This is a genomic window from Rhodococcus sp. 7Tela_A2, from assembly GCF_049311045.1.
Taxonomy (GTDB): domain Bacteria; phylum Actinomycetota; class Actinomycetes; order Mycobacteriales; family Mycobacteriaceae; genus Rhodococcus.
The window spans coordinates 1-16,463 of record NZ_JAXION010000099.1 but is presented as its reverse complement, the minus strand read 5'-3'; the positions used below and the strand labels follow the sequence as shown (position 1 = coordinate 16,463).

Sequence of the window (16,463 nt, the reverse complement as noted above, 5' to 3'; positions counted from 1 at the left end):
CCCCCCGCGCCCCCCCCCCCCCCCCCCCCCCCCCGGCCCCCCCCCCCCTCGAACCTGTTCTCAGAGACCGAACTGCACACCCGTGACGCGCTCGGACAGCTCCCACAGCCGGCGTGCCGCCTCGGGATCGCGAGCCCGCGCGGAGCAGCCCGCGGTGTGCGGCGACCCGTAGAGTTCGAGAAAACCGTCGGGACCGATGTAGCCGCCTCGCAGTCCCGGCTCGGTGGCGGCGTAGAGCACGGATTCGGCGCCCTGCTCCGGGGTCCGCTGCAGAATCTTCTTGCCGAACCCGAAGAGCCGGTCGAACCAGGTGCCGGTGTGGCTTCCGACCTCGGTGGCCGCATATCCCGGATGTGCGGCGAGCGACCTGACCGTTGATCCGCTCGCGTCGAGTCGCCGAGCCAGTTCGAAACTGAACATCAGGTTTGCGAGCTTCGACTGGGCGTACGCGGCAGCGCGGTGGTACCGCCGCTGCTCCCAGTTCGGATCGTCCAGATCGACGCGCCCGAGGCGATGCGCGGCGCTGGAGACGGTCACCACCCGATCCGTGACCATGTCCAGCACCAGTCCGGTCAACGCGAAGTGCCCGAAGTAGTTGGTGCCCATCTGCATCTCGAATCCGTCGGCGGTCCGCTGCAGCGGTACGGCCATCACACCGGCGTTGTTGATGAGCACGTCGATCGTCTCGTGGGTGTCCCGCAAGCCGCACGCGAACTTGCGCACCGAGGCCAGTTCGGACAGGTCCAATCGGTGCACCGACGCCCTCGGGCCTATCGTCTCGGCGACGCGCGCACCTTTGTCCACGTTGCGGCACGCCAGGACGACGTTGGCGCCGGCAGCACCGAGCGCTATGGCCGTCGCCTCCCCCACGCCGCCGGTCGGACCGGTCACCACGAAGGTCCGGCCCACCTGCGACGTGGACGCGTCAGGCGCCAATCGAGTTCTTCATCATCGGAAGCATCGCCCACAGTTCGTCCTGCCAGTAGCCCCACGAGTGGGTGCCGGCGATCGGGAACGAGAAGTGGGCGGTGTCGATTCCGAGCGTGGCGAGCCGTATCTGGAATGCGCGGTTCTGGACACGGGCAATGGACTCGAGACCCATCGCATTCGCCGTGTTGAACACACCGATCGCCGAGTCGGGGCGGTCGTGCTGTCCGGGAAGACCGGTCGACGCGGAGATCCACATCGGCAGTCCCCGCAGCATGGGAGCGGCGACGAAGGGATCGTGCCGGAGCCACGCCGGATCCCACGGCGGGCCCCACATCGCGTCGGAGTTGTAGCCGCCGGCGTCGAGCATCGCCAACCGGATGGCTTCCCGCATGCCGGGTGCCGACAGGTTGAGGTATCCGGACATCGACCCGGCGAACGTGAACTGGTCGCGGTGATGAGCCGCGAGGATCAGTGCCGCGTTGCCGCCCATCGACAACCCGACCACGGCGTTGCTGCCGCGACTGATCCCGTAGACGGCGGCGAGATGGTCGGGAAGATTCCGGGTCAGGAACGATTCCCACTTGTACGTGTAGGGCTGCGCGTTGAAGTTGCTCGGGGCGTACCAGTCCGCGTAGAAACTCGACTGACCACCGACCGGCATGATCACGTTGACGCCGTGGTCCGAGAGCCACGCGGCGTTGGTCTCGTGTTCCCACCCGCTGACGTTGTCGGTCGCACGCAACCCGTCGAGTAGGTAGACCGCCTTGTTGCTGCCGTTGTTCGCGCGCCAGATGCGAACCTTGATCTGGCCGACGCCACCGGGCGCTGCGACCCAGTCCTCGTGGAATCGCGAATACGGGTCGGCGGATGCGGTGCCCGCAGTCACCCCCGTGAACACGAGCGTCAGCGGAAGAACCACGGCCACGAGCAGGCGGACGAGAGCGCGCCGACTCGGTCGCCGGCTCATAGTTCCGGACGAGTTCTTCACACCAAGATCCCCCTTGCACATGTGTAACATTCGTCACTTCCGACCCAGGCTATGTGGGTGCGGATACCCGTTGAAGGCTTACACACAATCGTTATCCTGCAAAGCCCAACCGTTATCCCGCGGAGCCCCAGAAGGCGCGGAAACACGCCCCGCTACCGTGGGAGTCGTGCCCGACGCTCCGCTCCCCATCCGCGACGGTCTGAACCCGTCACGACTCCGTCTACCGGAAAACAGCAGGTGGGACACGGTAGCCGAGTATCTCGTCGAGCGGTTCCCGGATGACGCCCGTCGAATCCGGGAGAAAATCCGAGACGGCGAAGTCGTCGGTGGAGACGGAACCGTGATTACCTTCGGTACGCCCTACCGCGAGCGTTCGTTCGTGTATCTCTACCGTGATCCTCCGGTGGAATCACGCGTGCCCTTCGACATCGACATCCTGTATCGCGACGACACTCTCCTCGTCGTCGACAAGCCCCACTTCCTGGCGACGACACCCCGCGGATCCTGGGTGGCCGAAACCGCTCTGGTGCGACTGCGCCGGGAACTCGATCTGCCGGAACTCTCGCCGGTCCACCGGCTCGACCGGCTGACCGCCGGTGTCCTCGTCTTCACCGTCCGTCGCGAGGCTCGTCGCGCCTACCAGATGATGTTCGAACAACGCCTCGTCGAGAAGGAATACGAGGCGATCGCACCCCGCGCCGACGACCTCGTCTTTCCCCGCGAGGTGAGCAGCCGCATCGTCAAGGAGAGGGGCTCGCTGCAGGCACGGGAGGTGCCGGGGCCGGTCAACGCGGTGACGCGGATCGACCTTCTCGACACGGACGGTGACATCGCCCGGTACCGCCTGCGTCCCCGGACCGGAAAGACGCATCAGCTTCGGGTCCACATGAGTTCGTCGGGCATCCCGATTCTCGGCGACAATCTGTATCCGGATGTGTACGACGTTGCCCCCCGGGACTATTCGAACCCCCTGCAGTTGCTCGCCGCTGCCGTCGAGTTCGACGACCCCGTGACGGGTCGCCGGACCCGCTTCGCAAGCCGCAGAAACCTGTCAGCATGGAGGCACCACACACCAGGACCCCGTTGACGGCACGGGTTCACGTCTTGGAGGTTCTCATGGAGATCGGCTCCGTTTCGCGTACCTACGACGGCCGCGTCGCCCTGCGTTTCCAACGGGCCTTCCCCTATTCGCCGGATCGGGTGTGGAGGGTGCTCACCGACCCCGAATGCCTTCGGTGCTGGTTTCCCGCGGCCGTCGAATTCGAACTCGCGCCCGGCATACCCGTCGAGTTCCACCGCGCCGACGAGCGCGCCGGTGGTTCGGGACCGCTCCCGGGGCACACCAGCGACGGCAGCATCCTGGTGGTGCGGCCGGGCCACGTCCTCGAGTACCTCTGGGATTCGGACGTGGTGCATTGGGAGATCGCCCCGGACGGCTCCGGCGGGTGCTGGCTCACCCTCACCCACACAGCCGAGGACGAGGACGACGCGCTCGCGCACGGCGCGGGCTGGCATGCCGGGTTCGAGGTGATAGAAGCTCAGCTCGAGGGCCGGCCCATCGACTGGTCACCCCGGGAACGGGCGGCCGAGCTGGCCGAGCACTACCGCCGGCCGTCGGCCTGACCCGCCGTGACGATGTGGTTCTCCTCCGGCGCGTCGCGTTCCGACACCCTGTCGACAATTTCCGTGGCCCACGATCCGATCGCGTCCCAGTCGCGGAAGTCACCGGCCTTGACGCCCCACATCCGCGCAATCGCACGCTCGCCCGCACCGAGAGTCGACGGGTCGAGCTTGCCCGTCAGCATCCGGTGCCCGCGCGCACCCGTCCGATTCTCGACGGACGACACCCCGTACGAGCTGTTCGCAGCGCGAAGGCCCTTGGTCACGGGAACGGATGAGAAGAGGAAGACGTCTCGATGACGCAACGCGTCCTCGTGCGCACGCACGAACGCCCGAGCCGCCCGGAGCCATCGGAACCGGTACACCGGGCTTCCGAGCACGACGGCGTTGTACCCGTCGAGGCTGCCGACCTGCTCGGGGGGCACCACGTCGACCTGCGCACCGCGGTGCCGCATCGCCGCGGCCAGCGCCGTGGCGATTTCCGCCGTGGAGCCGTGCTTGCTCGCCGCCGCCACCAAAATCCTCATGCCCATCCTCCGCTACTCGCGAGTACGCACCATGATCACGTGCCACATTCTGTTCGGCCAGGGTCGAAGGACCCTTCGCCCGCCCGTTTCGCGTCACATACGCCGACGATTCGGGACATTCCGGACACGGGATGGCAGTGTGGGATTCGGGTACCCACCACAGACCCGAACAGGAGTTCATAGATGCCTCAGCGCCCCACCGTGTCGTCGGCCACCGAAACGGAACGGAAATACACGGCCGGAGGCTCGGCGTCACTGCCCGACCTGACCGGACTTCCGCGCGTGTCCGTCGTCGAGGTGGATACGGTGGAGTTGTCCGCGCAGTATTACGACACCGCCGACCTACGGCTCCTGCAGTCGGCAATCACCCTGCGACGACGTGAGGGCGGAGACGACGCCGGCTGGCACGTCAAGCTCCCCAACGGGGCGGACACCCGGACCGAACTTCACTTTCCCCTGGCCGACGCGGACGGGAAGTCCGCGGACGAGCCCCCTGCCGAATTGATGAATCTTCTCGTCGGAGTGCGGCGCGGACTGCCGGTCTCCCTCGCGGCACTTCTCACGACGACCCGGCATCGCCACCGGATTCGCGGGAAGGACGAGACGCTGCTCGCAGAAGTCGTCGAGGACGATGTCGTAGCGGTGCGCGGCGGCGACGACGAAGAAATGCACTGGCAGGAGATCGAGGTCGAAGCGGGCTCTTCGCTGGGCCGCGGCGACCGGTCCACACTGCTCGACGCCATCGAGGAACGTCTCACCGCCGCCGGGATCGTCCGCTCGCCCAGCCCGTCCAAGGTGCACCGCGTTCTGGGCGACCTCCTCCCTGCGGCACCCGAACTCGGCGAGGCCGCCCGCTTCCTGCGCGACTATCTCGCGCGCGAACTCCACGCGCTGGAACTGTCCGACATCGCGGTACGCCGCAACGAGCCCGACGCGATCCACAGCATGCGCAAGGCCTCTCGTCGTATCCGGAGCGCCCTGCAGACCTACGCCGACGATTTCGCTCTCGGCGACGCCCTCGTCGACGAACTCCGGTGGTTCGGCCGCCGGCTCAGCCCGTCGCGCGATCTGGAAGTGCAGTGGAAACGCCTGGCAGGCCACGTCGACGAGATTCCGGGCGACCGCCACCGCGAAGCAACGAAATCACGTATCGACGAGTACTTTTCGGCCAAGACGGGCGCGGCGCGCACCGCTGCACTCGCGACCCTCGATTCGGAGCGGTATCTCGTGATGCTGCGTTCCCTCGACGACCTCGTCGGCGGGTTGGGGAGCACCCCTCCGGCGCGATCCCGTAAGTCCGCGCTGGACCCGGAGAAACTGACGCGCAGCGTCGCTACGGTGGCGAAGAAGGTCGACAAACGTGTTGCCCGCGTTCGGAAAGCACACGATCCGCACGAACGTGACGAACTGATGCACCGGGCACGCAAGGGCGCCAAGCGGATGCGCTACGCGATCGAGGTGATCGCTCCTCTGCATCCGAAGCGCACCGCCCGGATCCTCGACCGATTCGACGAATTCCAGGACATGCTCGGAGAGTTCCAGGACTCCGTCGTTTCCCGAGAACACCTGTTGGACATCGTCTCCGATCAAGGTCACACCGCCGAGTCCAGCTTCGGCCTGGGAATCCTGTATCGGCTCGAGACCGAGGTGGGCCGGCGCCAGGCAGCCCAACTGGAACCCGCGTGGAAAAGTGCCCTCGGATCGGCCGGGAAGCTCTGGGAATGAGCAGGTCCTCCGACTCTGGCACGGTGCTCGCCGAACCGACATGATGGAGAACAGGCGACTGAGGAGGTAGCCACATGGGCGTCCCCGACACGATGCGGGCATGGCGCGTCGAGTCCCCGGCTCCGATCGAGGCCCGTCCCCTGAAGTCCGTGCGCGTTCCGGTCCCCAGGCCGGGACCCGACGAATTGCTCGTACGTGTCCTCTCGTGCGGGGTGTGCCGAACCGACCTGCACGTCGCGGAAGGAGACCTCCCGGTCCACCGCCCGGGCGTCGTGCCGGGCCACGAGATCGTCGGGGAGATCGTCGGCGGCGACCTGGGAGCCCATCGCCTCGGTGACCGGGTGGGGATTCCGTGGTTGCGGAGCACGTGCGGACGGTGCCGGTATTGCCGCCGCGGAGACGAGAACCTCTGCCCTCGTTCCACATACACCGGATGGGATGCAGACGGTGGTTACGCCGAATACGCCACGGTTCCGCGCGACTACGCTCTCGCACTGCCCGGGGGATACACCGATGCGGAACTCGCGCCGCTGCTGTGCGCGGGGATCATCGGGTACCGGGCCCTGCTGCGTGCGTCCCTTCCGGAAGGCGGTGTCCTCGGTGTCTACGGCTTCGGCGGCAGCGCCCATCTCGCCTCCCAGGTCGCGATCGCACGCGGTGCGCGAGTACACGTGATGACACGTGGCGCAGATGCCGCATCGCTGGCGCTCGAACTCGGCGCGTCCTCCGCGCAGGGCGCCTACGACCCTCCACCCGAGCCCCTGGATTCGGCGATCCTGTTCGCCCCGGTGGGAGATCTGGTACCGCTTGCCCTGTCCGCGTTGGATTCCGGCGGAACACTCGCTATCGCAGGGATCCACCTGAGCGATATCCCGATGCTGAACTATCAGCGGCATCTGTTCAGGGAGAGGCAGATTCGAAGTGTCACCGCCAACACCAGATCGGATGCGCGGGCTTTTCTCGAGTTCGCGGGCGAGCACAGAATGCACGTGACCACGACGCCTTACCCGCTCGAGCACGCCGACCGCGCCTTGGCCGATCTCGCGGCCGGCCGATTCGCCGGAGCTGCGGTCATCGTGGCGTAGCGTAATCCCCGTAGTCGATCACGGCGTGCGGCCGGACACGGCAGCGCCGATCGTCACACAATGAAAACGAACAAGGAGACATCGATGAGCACACCGAGCAACCGAAACGCTGTCGTCGCAGGCGTCGACGGTTCCGATACCGCGGCAGCGGCCGCCCGGTGGGCCGGCGCTCTTGCCGCACGTCTCGAGGCACCGCTGCACCTGGTGCACTCGCTGCCCAGCGAGGGCATCTTCTACAGCGAAGCGGCCGTCCTGATCCAGTCACAGATGGTCGAACAGCTCAAGGCGGACGGTGAGGCGCTCCTCCGGGACATCACCGCGAAGGTTCACGCCGACCAGCCGGATCTCGAGATCAAGAGCTTCATCGGTCCCGGACCCGCCGCCACGTCGCTGCTCGAAGCCGCCGACGACGCACGGATCGTGGTGCTCGGCGCCACCGGCGCCGGTGCCGTCGAGAACTTCCTGCTCGGCTCGACCGTGCTGCGCGTCGCGAACAACGCACCGTGCCCGGTCGTGGTGTGGCGTGGCGACACCGCCAACCCGCTGCCCGATGCCCGACCCATCGTGGTCGGAGTCGACGGAAGCGAACTGTCGGCTGCCGCAGTCCGTTACGCGTTCCAGGTTGCTTCCTTCCTCGGCGCACCGCTCACGGCCGTGCACTCCTGGATCGGAGACTCCGCCCTCGGGGTGGGCGCCACCGCCGCGCTCGTCGACTGGGATGCTGTCGCCGAATCCGAATCGGCCGTGCTCGCCGAGGCACTGGCAGGCTTGCAGGAGGAATACCCCGACGTCGAGGTCCAGCGCGTCCTCGACCGCGGCCCCGCGGCACGAGTGCTGCTCCGGCACCTGGGCGACGCCCAGCTCGCCGTCGTCGGCAGCCACGGCCGCGGTCAGTTCCGTGCCGCGCTGCTCGGCTCCACCAGCCAGAATCTGCTGCACAAGGCGCCGTGCCCCGTGCTCGTCGCACGCAAGATCTGATCCGCTCAGCGACTGATCCGCTCAGCGACGCGGAGCCGGTTCCCGGTCACGGGCGGCTCCGCGTCGCGCCGGCAGGGCGCTCCCGGTCGAGCTCTCACCAGGGAGCGAGTCCGAGTTCCCTCTCGAGCCATGCCTTGTCGACCGCGCTGCTGTCGGTCGTGTCCACCACGAGCGCGGCGCGCCACTCGTCCCGGCGTCGCAGTTGCACGGCAAGCACTGCTGGTGTGGCGTCGGACGGATCGTCGTTCCGTTCCGCGCGGGCACGGATGCGTTGCTCCAGTACCGCCGGGTCGGCACGGCATTCGATCTCCACGACATCGGCGGACGCCGCCGCTGCAACCTCGCGGGCGCGGACCCGCTGCGGCTCCGACAGCCACGTCGCATCCAGGACCGCCGACCGTCCGTGAGCAAGTTCGGACGCGGCCCTCGCCAGCATTTCCTCGTACGTCGCGCGCGTATGCCCGGACGAGTAGAGCCCACTGTCGACGCCGTCGCCGGTGCGGTCCGTCGGGTCGATCCCGGCGAGTTCTTTGCGGATGACATCGCTGCGCAACACGGATGCGTCCAGATACTCACCGATCGTCCGGGAGAGTGTGGACTTCCCCGTGCCCGTCACACCGCCGACCAGCACGAGCCTCACACGCGCGCGCTCGAGGTTGCGTTCGACCTGCTCGACGAAGTTCAGCGCGACCGCGCCGGACGCCTCGTCGCCCTGTTCGTGCCGAAGTGCGGTCACCTTGGCGCGCACCAGCGCGCGATAGGCGACGTAATGGTGCACCAGCGAGCGCGACGGTGCGTCGCCGGAGGCCGCCGCGTAACAGCGGAGCAGGTTCCGAGCGGAGTCGACGGCACCGGATCTCTCGAGATCCATTGCAAGAAAGGCGATGTCGAGAAGACCGTCACCGTAGCGCAGTTCGTCGTCGAATTCGAGGCAGTCGATGATCCGCGGTCCGTCGTCGAGACAGAAGATGTCGTCCGCCAAAAGATCACCGTGACCGTCGACCGCACGCCCCGAGGCGATCCGCTCGGTGAACAGCGGCGCCCTGCCGTCGAGGTAACGGGTCGCGGCGGACCGGATGCGCGCGACCGTCGCCGCGGCTGTACCGCCCACCTTCAACCGTTCGAGATGGTCCAGGCTCAGCGTCCAGAGTTCGCGAAGGAACTCGACCGACGCGCACCGGTCGATCGCCGGGTCCCGGGGCGACGCGGCATGCAGGTCCGCCACCTGCCGCGCGACCGACTCGATGACCTGCTCGACGTCCTCACCGCGCCGGACCAGCATGGCCAACCGCCGGTCGTCGGGCAACCGGACCATCTCGACGAGGTGTTCGCACACCTGCCCGTCGGGTCCGTGGACATCGGCAACACCCAGATAGACGTCCGGTGCCATCCGCCGGTTGAGATCGACCTCGCGGTGGCAGGCACGCTCGCGCGCTGCCCGGGTCCGGTTGTCGAGAAAGCCCAGATCCAGTGGCTTCTTCATCTTGTGCACACGATCACCGACGAGGAAGAGCACCGACGTGTGCGTCTCCCGCATCGCCGCATATCCGGCACCGCCTGTTTCGGTGAATCCTGCCAAAGCCGATCTCCCGTCCATGGGTACCGCGCCCTGCGCGCCCTCCACATTCTCGTCCCGACCGCCGAACCGTACACCGGTTCGTACCGGCTTTTCTCACGCAGATGCGCCGAGTGAACCCGCCTCGTCGGGGTAGTTTTCACATCGGGGAATCGAACGAACGGGGCGACATGAGGGACGACGAGCAGCGTGGCTCGCACACACCGACACGTCCGACCGTGGTGGTTGCGGCTGCGACCACCCCGATCGAACGAAGGCTCATCACGGAGTGGCTCCACTCCGATCGAGTGCCTGCCGAACACCGCACGGCAGCACGCCCCGAGGCGCTCGACCTCGATTCCCAGATCTTCACGACCGAACTGCTCAGCCGCACCGACGATCCACTCGTGCTGCCGGTGCGGGTGGTCTGGCTTCCCGCCGAGCGCGACGGCGCACGCCGGGCGCGGTTCTCCGATGTCCTCGCACTCACCAACCCCCGCAACCCGAACCGGCTGATCCAGAAATGGCTCGTGGGGAAGGGAGCCGACCGCTACCGGATCGTGGTGGCACAACCGGCGCCCCTGAGCGAACTCCGCGGCGACTTTGCGGCCGAGTACGGCTCCGACGCGGTCGAAGCAGGCAATCTCGCCCGGTACATCATGCGCCGGGCGGTGGTGGCCCTCGAACGAGCCGAGCGCGCCGTGATCGGTGACCGGTACAAGGTGCCGCGACTCGTCGCCGAACAGATCATGGATTCGTCGGCGTTCCGGCAGCGGCTCGACGCCCTCGCGGCCGAGTTGCGCGTGTCTCGCAGCGATGTGGACGCGCGGGCACGCAGTGCTCTCCGTGAACTCGTGGCCGTGCAGTCACGCCTCGTCACCGACCTGTTCACCCAGGCGATGCGGCCGCTGCACACGTCGGCATGGACGGTGCACGCGGACGAATCCGGTTTGCGCTCGCTTCGCGGACTCAACCGGACGCGCCCACTGGTGTTCCTGCCGTCGCACCGGTCGTATGCGGACGCATTAGTGCTCGGCGACATCCTGGCCGCGAACGAGTTCCCCCGCAACCACCTGATGGGTGGCGCGAATCTGACGTTCTGGCCCATCGGCCCGATGGCGCGCCGGACGGGAACTGTATTCATCCGGCGCAGTTTCGGTGACGACGCGGTCTACAAAGCGGCGCTCGAAGAGTACTTCGCGTTCTTGCTCGCCAAACGATTCAACCTCGAGTGGTACTTCGAAGGCGGGCGCACGCGTACCGGCAAGCTTCGGCCACCTCGGTACGGACTGCTCAACTATGTAGCCAACGCGGTGCGCGCGGACCGGGTCGACGACGCGATGCTGGTACCGGTCTCCATCACCTACGAAGCGCTGGCGGAGGTCGCGGGGGTCGCGGCGGAGCAGACCGGAAGCGCGAAGAAGCCCGAGGGGCTGACGTGGCTGTTCCGGTACATGCGCAGCCAGCAGCGCAGCGCCGGCCATGTCTATGTGCGATTCGGCGAGCCGATCTCGATGCGGTCGCGTCTCGCCGCCGGCGGTGACCCCGACGTGGCCGGTGACCTCCCCGCCGACGAGACCGAACGCTCGGACCGCCGCCGGAGGGCGCTGCAGAAAGTGGCGTTCGAGGTAGCGGTCGGGATCAACTGCACCACCCCGGTGACCGTGAACTCGCTCGTGACGCTCGCCCTGCTCGGCGTGCGCGATCGATCGCTCACCCTCGACGAGGTACGCGCGGTGATCGCGCCCGTGCGGGACTACCTCGACCGCCGACGCATCCCTCACGGTGAACTCCGGATGCTCGACATGGAGGGAGGACTCGCCACGGTGCTCGCGGCGTTGACCGACGGCGGTGTGGTGACCACCTACGCCGGCGGTGACGAACCCGTGTATTCGATCCACCGCGACCAGCACCTCGTCGCGGCGTTCTATCGCAACAGCGGCGTGCACTGGTTCGTCAACCGGTCGATCCTGGAACTCGCCGTTCTCTACGCGCACGACAGTCCCGGTGAAGGTGATCCCGTACGCGTCGCGTGGGAGGAAGCCAAGCGTCTCCGCGATCTTCTGAAATTCGAATTCTTCTTTCCCGACCGGGACACCTTCGAAGCGCAGATGCGCGAGGAACTCGAGCTTCTCGTACCGGAATGGGGAGACGCCCTGCCCACCAAGGAAAAGGCGCTCACCGGACTCGTCGAAACCGGGTTCTTCATGTCCCATCGCACGTTGCGCTCGTTCCTCGACGCCCAACTCGTCGTCGCCGAGCGACTCGCGAAGCGAGATCCGTCCGTGGATATCGTGCAGGAGTCGTTCCTCGACGAGTGCGCGGCGGTAGGACGGCAGATGCTGTTGCAGGGCCGTTTGCACGGTTCCGAATCGGTCTCGTCGGAGTTGTTCGCCACGGCGCTGGACCTGGCCCGCAATCGAGGGCTGCTCGAGCGGGACGACTCCGTGGCAGAGAAAAGGCGCATATTCGCGGCCCAACTGCTCGCGGTGGGTGAACGAATCGCGCTCGCCGAGTCACTCGACGTGTCGAACAGGAAGGCGAACCGGTGAACATCGAGACGGCGCTCGAACGGGTGCGTACCGGACCTCGGGGCCCGGAAACTGCGGCGTTCTTCGACTTCGACGGCACCATCGTGCACGGGTTCTCCGGTCTCCACTTCTTCCGGGATCGTCTGCTGTCCGGCAACGTCGGCGCGACCGAACTCGCCGCGACCATGCTCAACGGCCTGCGCGGAACGGAAACCGAAGACGATTTCGAGCGGTTCGCCGGAACCGTCTTCAAGGCCTGGCGCGGCCACACCGAGGACGAGCTGTACGACCTCGGGCAGCGTCTGTTCATGTCCACCATCGCCGGGCACCTCTACCCGGAGGCGTGGCAGCTTGTCGGAGCGCATCAGAACGCCGGCCACACCGTCGTGATCGCGTCCTCCGCGTCCCGCTACCAGATCCAGGCATGCAGCGACGCGCTCGGAATCGAGCACGTCCTGTACACCCCGCTCGAGGTTCGGGACGGCGTTCTCACCGGCCGCGTCGACGGCAGGTCGCTGTGGCGCAGCGGGAAGGCCCAGGCAGCGCGCGCCTTCATGGACGCCCACGGTATCGACAGCGAGACGAGCTACTCCTACTCCAACGGAGGTGAAGACGCGGATTTCCTTGCTGCGACAGCACATCCCACCGCGACGAACCCCGACCGCACACTACATCGCATCGCGCTCGAACGTGGCTGGCCGGTGTTGCGTTTCCGCCCGCGAGGCACTCCGGGGGCGAAGGAATTCGTACGAACCGCCGCGGCGTACGGAGGATTGTTCGGTTCGGTCTGGGCCGGGCTCGGCCTCGGGCTGCTCAACGGAAGCAGGAAGATCGCACTCGACTCCATCCTCAACCTCGGCTCGGAGGTGTCGCTGGCACTCGCCGGTATCGATGTCCGCGTCGTCGGGCAGGCCAACGCGTGGTCCGCACGGCCGGCGGTGTTCCTCTTCAATCACCAGAGTCAGCTCGACCCGCTGGTGCTCGCGAAAGTGCTGCGCCACGACTTCACCGGAGTCGCGAAACAGGAAATGGCGCGCGACCCGTTCTTCGGGCCGCTGCTGCGATTCGGCGGCGTCACGTTCGTCGACCGAAACAACACGGAGCGAGCCCTCGCCGCGCTCGGCCCGGTGGTGGAGACTCTCCGCAACGGAACGTCGTTGGTCATCGCGCCCGAGGGCACCCGCTCGTTGACGCCGGCGATCGGCACGTTCAAAAAGGGTGCCTTCCGCATCGCGATGGCGGCGGGCGTTCCGGTGGTTCCGATCGTGATCCGCAACTCGGGAGAGATGCTGTGGAAGCACTCGACGCTGCTGAGGTCGGGCACCGTCGACGTCGCGGTGCTCGACCCGATCGACGTCGGCGACTGGTCCCCGGACGAACTGGGTGACCGCATCGCAGAGGTCGAAGATCTCTACCGGAACACCCTCGGCCGCTGGCCGGTCGCCCGATGACGGACGACGAGAACCGCGAGGACCACTCCCCCGACGAGTCGGGGAACGGGGACGAGGCAGGGAACGAGAAGGCGGAGAACGAGAACGACGAGGCCGGTGCCGGCCATACCGGGGCACTGACCCCGAACCGGCGCAAGAAGCTCAAGTGGATCGTCGGCGGACTCCTGGTCGTGGTTCTCACCGTCGAGGTGATCTTGATCTGGCCGGAGTTGTCGAGCAGCGTCCGGGATCTGGGTGATCTGAAATGGCTGTGGGTCGCGGCCGCTGTCGTCGCGTCCATGGCCGAGATGTCGAGTTTCGCGCGGGTGCAACGGGCGCTGTTGTCCGCTGCCGGGGTGAAGGTGACGCAGCGGCAATCGTTGTCGGTGGCTCTCGCGGCGAACTCGATGAGCGTGACGCTCCCCGGCGGGCCGGTACTCGGGACCACGTTCACCTACCGCCGGATGCGCGCGTGGGGAGCCCAGCCTGTCGTCGCGACGTGGCAGCTCGTCATGGCCGGGGTATTGCAGGCAACGGGTCTCGGGCTGCTGGGACTTGTCGGAGCCCTGCTGGTCGGGGCGACCAGCAACCCGTTCTCCCTGATCTTCTCCACCGGCGCGCTTCTCCTGATGATCGTGCTGATCCAGTACGCGGCCAGCAACCCCGGCTCGCTCGAATCCATCGGCCTGATCGCGCTACGGGGAATCAACCGGATACGCAAGAAGCCGGAGCAGTCCGGGACCCGCGCGTGGGGGAAGATCGTCGACCAGATCGGTGCCGTACAACTCGATCGGCCCCACGCCGCGCGGGCCTTCGGATGGTCGCTGTTCAACTGGGTGTGCGACGGCGCGTGCCTGATGTTCGCCGCATACGCGGTCGGAGGACACCCCAGCATCGCCGGAATTGCGGTGGCGTACGCGGCGGGCACCGCTGCGAGTCGTGCGATTCCGCTGTTGCCCGCCGGACTGGGCGTGATGGATGCGGTGCTCGTTCCTGCCCTGACCGCCAGCGGGATGAGTGGTGCCGAGGCGCTCTCCGCAGTGGTCGTCTACCGATTGATCAGCTTCGTGCTCGTCGCAGCGGTGGGATGGATCGTGTTCGCGCTCCGCTATCGCGGCACACCGGAAGACGACGCCGAACCACCACCCGACCTGCAACTCTGGCGCGACGACTGACGACGGCGCACTGCGGTCCCCGCGCGCTTTCGGCACGGCCGGGGTGACGGTTACGCGAAACACACAGCACCCGGGGAAGTACGCTGCTCCCGGGCCACGCACCAGTGTGACCCCATTCCGTCGAGTGGAGGGACGTCGTTCGTGGCACAGCAACAGGTCGCCAAGAAACGGGAGGTCTGGTCCGGGCGCTCAGTGTTCATCATGGCCGCGATCGGTTCCGCCGTCGGTCTGGGCAACATCTGGCGTTTCCCGTACATCGCGTACGAGAACGGTGGCGGCGCGTTCCTGATCCCGTATCTGGTCGCTCTCCTCACCGCGGGCCTTCCGCTCCTGTTCGTCGACTACGCGATCGGGCACAAGTTCCGGGGATCGCCGCCGCTGGCCTTCCGCAGGCTCAGCCGCGGCGCCGAGTTCCTCGGCTGGTGGCAGGTGCTGGTGTGCTTCGTGATCGGTGTGTACTACGCCGTCATCATCGCCTGGGCGGCGCGTTACACGTTCTTCTCGCTCAGCGAAGCGTGGGGCGATGACGCGGAAGGGTTCTTCCTCGAAACGTTCCTGCAGGTCGACGGTGATTCCTCGTTCGGGATGAGCTTCGTCCCGGGTGTCGCGTGGCCTCTGCTGGCCGTCTGGATCCTCACGCTCGGTGTTCTCGCGCTCGGCGTGCAGCGCGGTATCGGCAACGCCAACCGGTTCTTCGTCCCGTTGCTGGTGCTCCTGTTCGGTGCGCTCGTCGTGCGGTCGCTCACCCTCGAGGGCGCCACCATCGGCCTCGACGCCTTCTTCACGCCGAACTGGTCCGCGCTGACCGATACGAGCGTCTGGATCGCGGCGTACGCGCAGATCTTCTTCTCGCTCTCCGTCGCGTTCGGCATCATGATCACCTACTCGTCGTACCTGAAGCGCAAGACCAACCTGACCGGTTCGGGCCTGGTCGTCGGCTTCTCGAACTCGAGTTTCGAGGTCCTGGCCGGTATCGGCGTGTTCTCCGCGCTGGGCTTCATGGCCCAGGCACAGGGGGTGGGAGTCGACGAGGTCGTCGCCGGAGGTATCGGACTGGCGTTCATCGCGTTCCCGACCATCGTCTCCGAGATGCCGGGCGGCCCGATCTTCGGCGTTCTCTTCTTCGGATCCCTCGTGTTCGCCGGTTTCACCTCCCTGATCAGCATCATCCAGGTCGCCGTCTCGGCGTTCGAGGACAAGACCGGCCTCGGACGCGTTCCCGCCGTCCTCACGATCGGTGGCGTGTCGGCAATCGTCTCGCTGCTGCTGTTCCCGACCACCACGGGACTCAACACGCTCGACGTCGTCGACCGCTTCGCCAACCAGTTCGGCATCGTGGGTGTCGCCTTCGTGGCGCTCATCGTGATCGCGTGGATTCTGCGGCGCCTGCCCGACCTGCGAGACCATCTCAATTCGGTGTCGTCGTTCAAGGTCGGCCGGGGCTGGCTGGTGTTCACCGGCGGCGTCACACCCGTAGTGCTGGGATACATGCTGTTCAGCGAGATCCGTGATCGGCTGAGCGAGGGCTACGGCGGACTGCCCGACGACCTCGTCCTGGTGTTCGGGTGGGGCGTCCAGGCAGTGGTGATCGTGGCCGCCGTCGCACTCTCGTTCGTCCCGTGGCGCAAGAGCATCGACCTCGGATACGACGCCGGTGGCGAGATTCCCACCTCCGGCGCGACCGTCTCGGCCGGCACCACGGATCCCGACAGCACCACCACCGGAGGTACGAAGTGAGCACATCCGCCATCGCCCTCATGATCTTCGCCCTGGTCACGCTCTGGGGCGGTCTCATCCTCAGCATCGTGCACCTGCACAACCATCCCGACGAACCCGAGTGATTCCCGGCAGATAAAGGGACACAGTCGGCCCGGGCGGGGGGGGGGGGGGGGGGGGGGGGGGGGGGGGGGGGGGGCCGG

Annotated in this window: 14 protein-coding genes; 10 read left to right on the top strand and 4 right to left on the bottom strand. The window is 67.0% G+C overall.

Translation table 11 applies throughout. The features are described from left to right. Window positions 1-60: 60 nt before the first annotated feature. Both TVH25_RS16725 and TVH25_RS16720 read right to left on the bottom strand, forming a co-directional pair. Window positions 61-936, bottom strand: a complete 876-nt coding sequence (locus TVH25_RS16725; protein ID WP_169651920.1) for an oxidoreductase — start codon at window positions 934-936, stop codon at window positions 61-63. Then, window positions 926-1,897: an alpha/beta hydrolase gene (locus TVH25_RS16720; protein ID WP_169621226.1), complete on the bottom strand. Its 972-nt coding sequence runs from the start codon at window positions 1,895-1,897 to the stop codon at window positions 926-928. The genes TVH25_RS16725 and TVH25_RS16720 overlap by 11 nt, the downstream gene beginning before the upstream one ends. Window positions 1,898-2,084: 187 nt before the next feature. Between TVH25_RS16720 and TVH25_RS16715 the strand changes: the two genes are divergently transcribed. After that, complete coding sequence (locus tag TVH25_RS16715; protein WP_296551044.1) at window positions 2,085-3,005, top strand: pseudouridine synthase; 921 nt, start codon at window positions 2,085-2,087, stop codon at window positions 3,003-3,005. A gap of 29 nt (window positions 3,006-3,034) precedes the next feature. Continuing rightward, complete coding sequence (locus TVH25_RS16710; protein WP_296551043.1) at window positions 3,035-3,541, top strand: SRPBCC family protein; 507 nt, start codon at window positions 3,035-3,037, stop codon at window positions 3,539-3,541. On the opposite strand, the gene TVH25_RS16705 is transcribed toward TVH25_RS16710, so the two are convergent. Continuing rightward, window positions 3,520-4,065, bottom strand: a complete 546-nt coding sequence (locus TVH25_RS16705) for a flavodoxin domain-containing protein (protein ID WP_169621229.1) — start codon at window positions 4,063-4,065, stop codon at window positions 3,520-3,522. The genes TVH25_RS16710 and TVH25_RS16705 overlap by 22 nt on opposite strands. Before the next feature lie 183 nt (window positions 4,066-4,248). Here TVH25_RS16705 and TVH25_RS16700 point away from each other — a divergent pair, with 183 nt between their 5' ends. From TVH25_RS16700 to TVH25_RS16690, 3 genes are all read left to right on the top strand, one after another. Continuing rightward, the gene (locus TVH25_RS16700; protein ID WP_422424882.1) at window positions 4,249-5,790 is read left to right on the top strand and encodes a CHAD domain-containing protein; all 1,542 of its coding nucleotides are present in this window, start codon (window positions 4,249-4,251) and stop codon (window positions 5,788-5,790) included. Between the two features lie 92 nt (window positions 5,791-5,882). Further along, on the top strand, window positions 5,883-6,875 hold the full coding sequence (locus tag TVH25_RS16695; protein ID WP_169621412.1) for a zinc-binding alcohol dehydrogenase family protein: 993 nt from the start codon (window positions 5,883-5,885) through the stop codon (window positions 6,873-6,875). A gap of 84 nt (window positions 6,876-6,959) precedes the next feature. Further along, window positions 6,960-7,853, top strand: coding sequence for a universal stress protein (locus TVH25_RS16690; RefSeq protein ID WP_169621231.1), 894 nt, complete (start codon window positions 6,960-6,962; stop codon window positions 7,851-7,853). Window positions 7,854-7,947: 94 nt separating this feature from the next. On the opposite strand, the gene TVH25_RS16685 is transcribed toward TVH25_RS16690, so the two are convergent. Beyond that, the gene (locus TVH25_RS16685; RefSeq protein ID WP_422424880.1) at window positions 7,948-9,450 is read right to left on the bottom strand and encodes an AAA family ATPase; all 1,503 of its coding nucleotides are present in this window, start codon (window positions 9,448-9,450) and stop codon (window positions 7,948-7,950) included. Window positions 9,451-9,599: 149 nt separating this feature from the next. Between TVH25_RS16685 and TVH25_RS16680 the strand changes: the two genes are divergently transcribed. The 5 genes from TVH25_RS16680 to TVH25_RS16660 all read left to right on the top strand — a co-directional run bounded on the left by TVH25_RS16680 (window position 9,600) and on the right by TVH25_RS16660 (window position 16,385). Further along, window positions 9,600-11,960: a glycerol-3-phosphate 1-O-acyltransferase gene (locus tag TVH25_RS16680; RefSeq protein WP_422424878.1), complete on the top strand. Its 2,361-nt coding sequence runs from the start codon at window positions 9,600-9,602 to the stop codon at window positions 11,958-11,960. Beyond that, on the top strand, window positions 11,957-13,390 hold the full coding sequence (locus TVH25_RS16675) for an HAD-IB family hydrolase (protein WP_169651926.1): 1,434 nt from the start codon (window positions 11,957-11,959) through the stop codon (window positions 13,388-13,390). Before TVH25_RS16680 ends, TVH25_RS16675 begins: the two co-directional genes overlap by 4 nt. Next, window positions 13,387-14,544 (top strand): lysylphosphatidylglycerol synthase transmembrane domain-containing protein, encoded by a 1,158-nt coding sequence (locus TVH25_RS16670; RefSeq protein WP_169621235.1) that lies wholly within the window; start codon window positions 13,387-13,389, stop codon window positions 14,542-14,544. Before TVH25_RS16675 ends, TVH25_RS16670 begins: the two co-directional genes overlap by 4 nt. 141 nt (window positions 14,545-14,685) lie before the next feature. Continuing rightward, a complete protein-coding gene (locus TVH25_RS16665; protein WP_422424875.1) occupies window positions 14,686-16,281 on the top strand; it encodes a sodium-dependent transporter in 1,596 nt (531 codons plus the stop codon). After that, window positions 16,278-16,385 (top strand): methionine/alanine import family NSS transporter small subunit, encoded by a 108-nt coding sequence (locus TVH25_RS16660; RefSeq protein WP_169621237.1) that lies wholly within the window; start codon window positions 16,278-16,280, stop codon window positions 16,383-16,385. Before TVH25_RS16665 ends, TVH25_RS16660 begins: the two co-directional genes overlap by 4 nt. Window positions 16,386-16,463 lie beyond the last annotated feature (78 nt).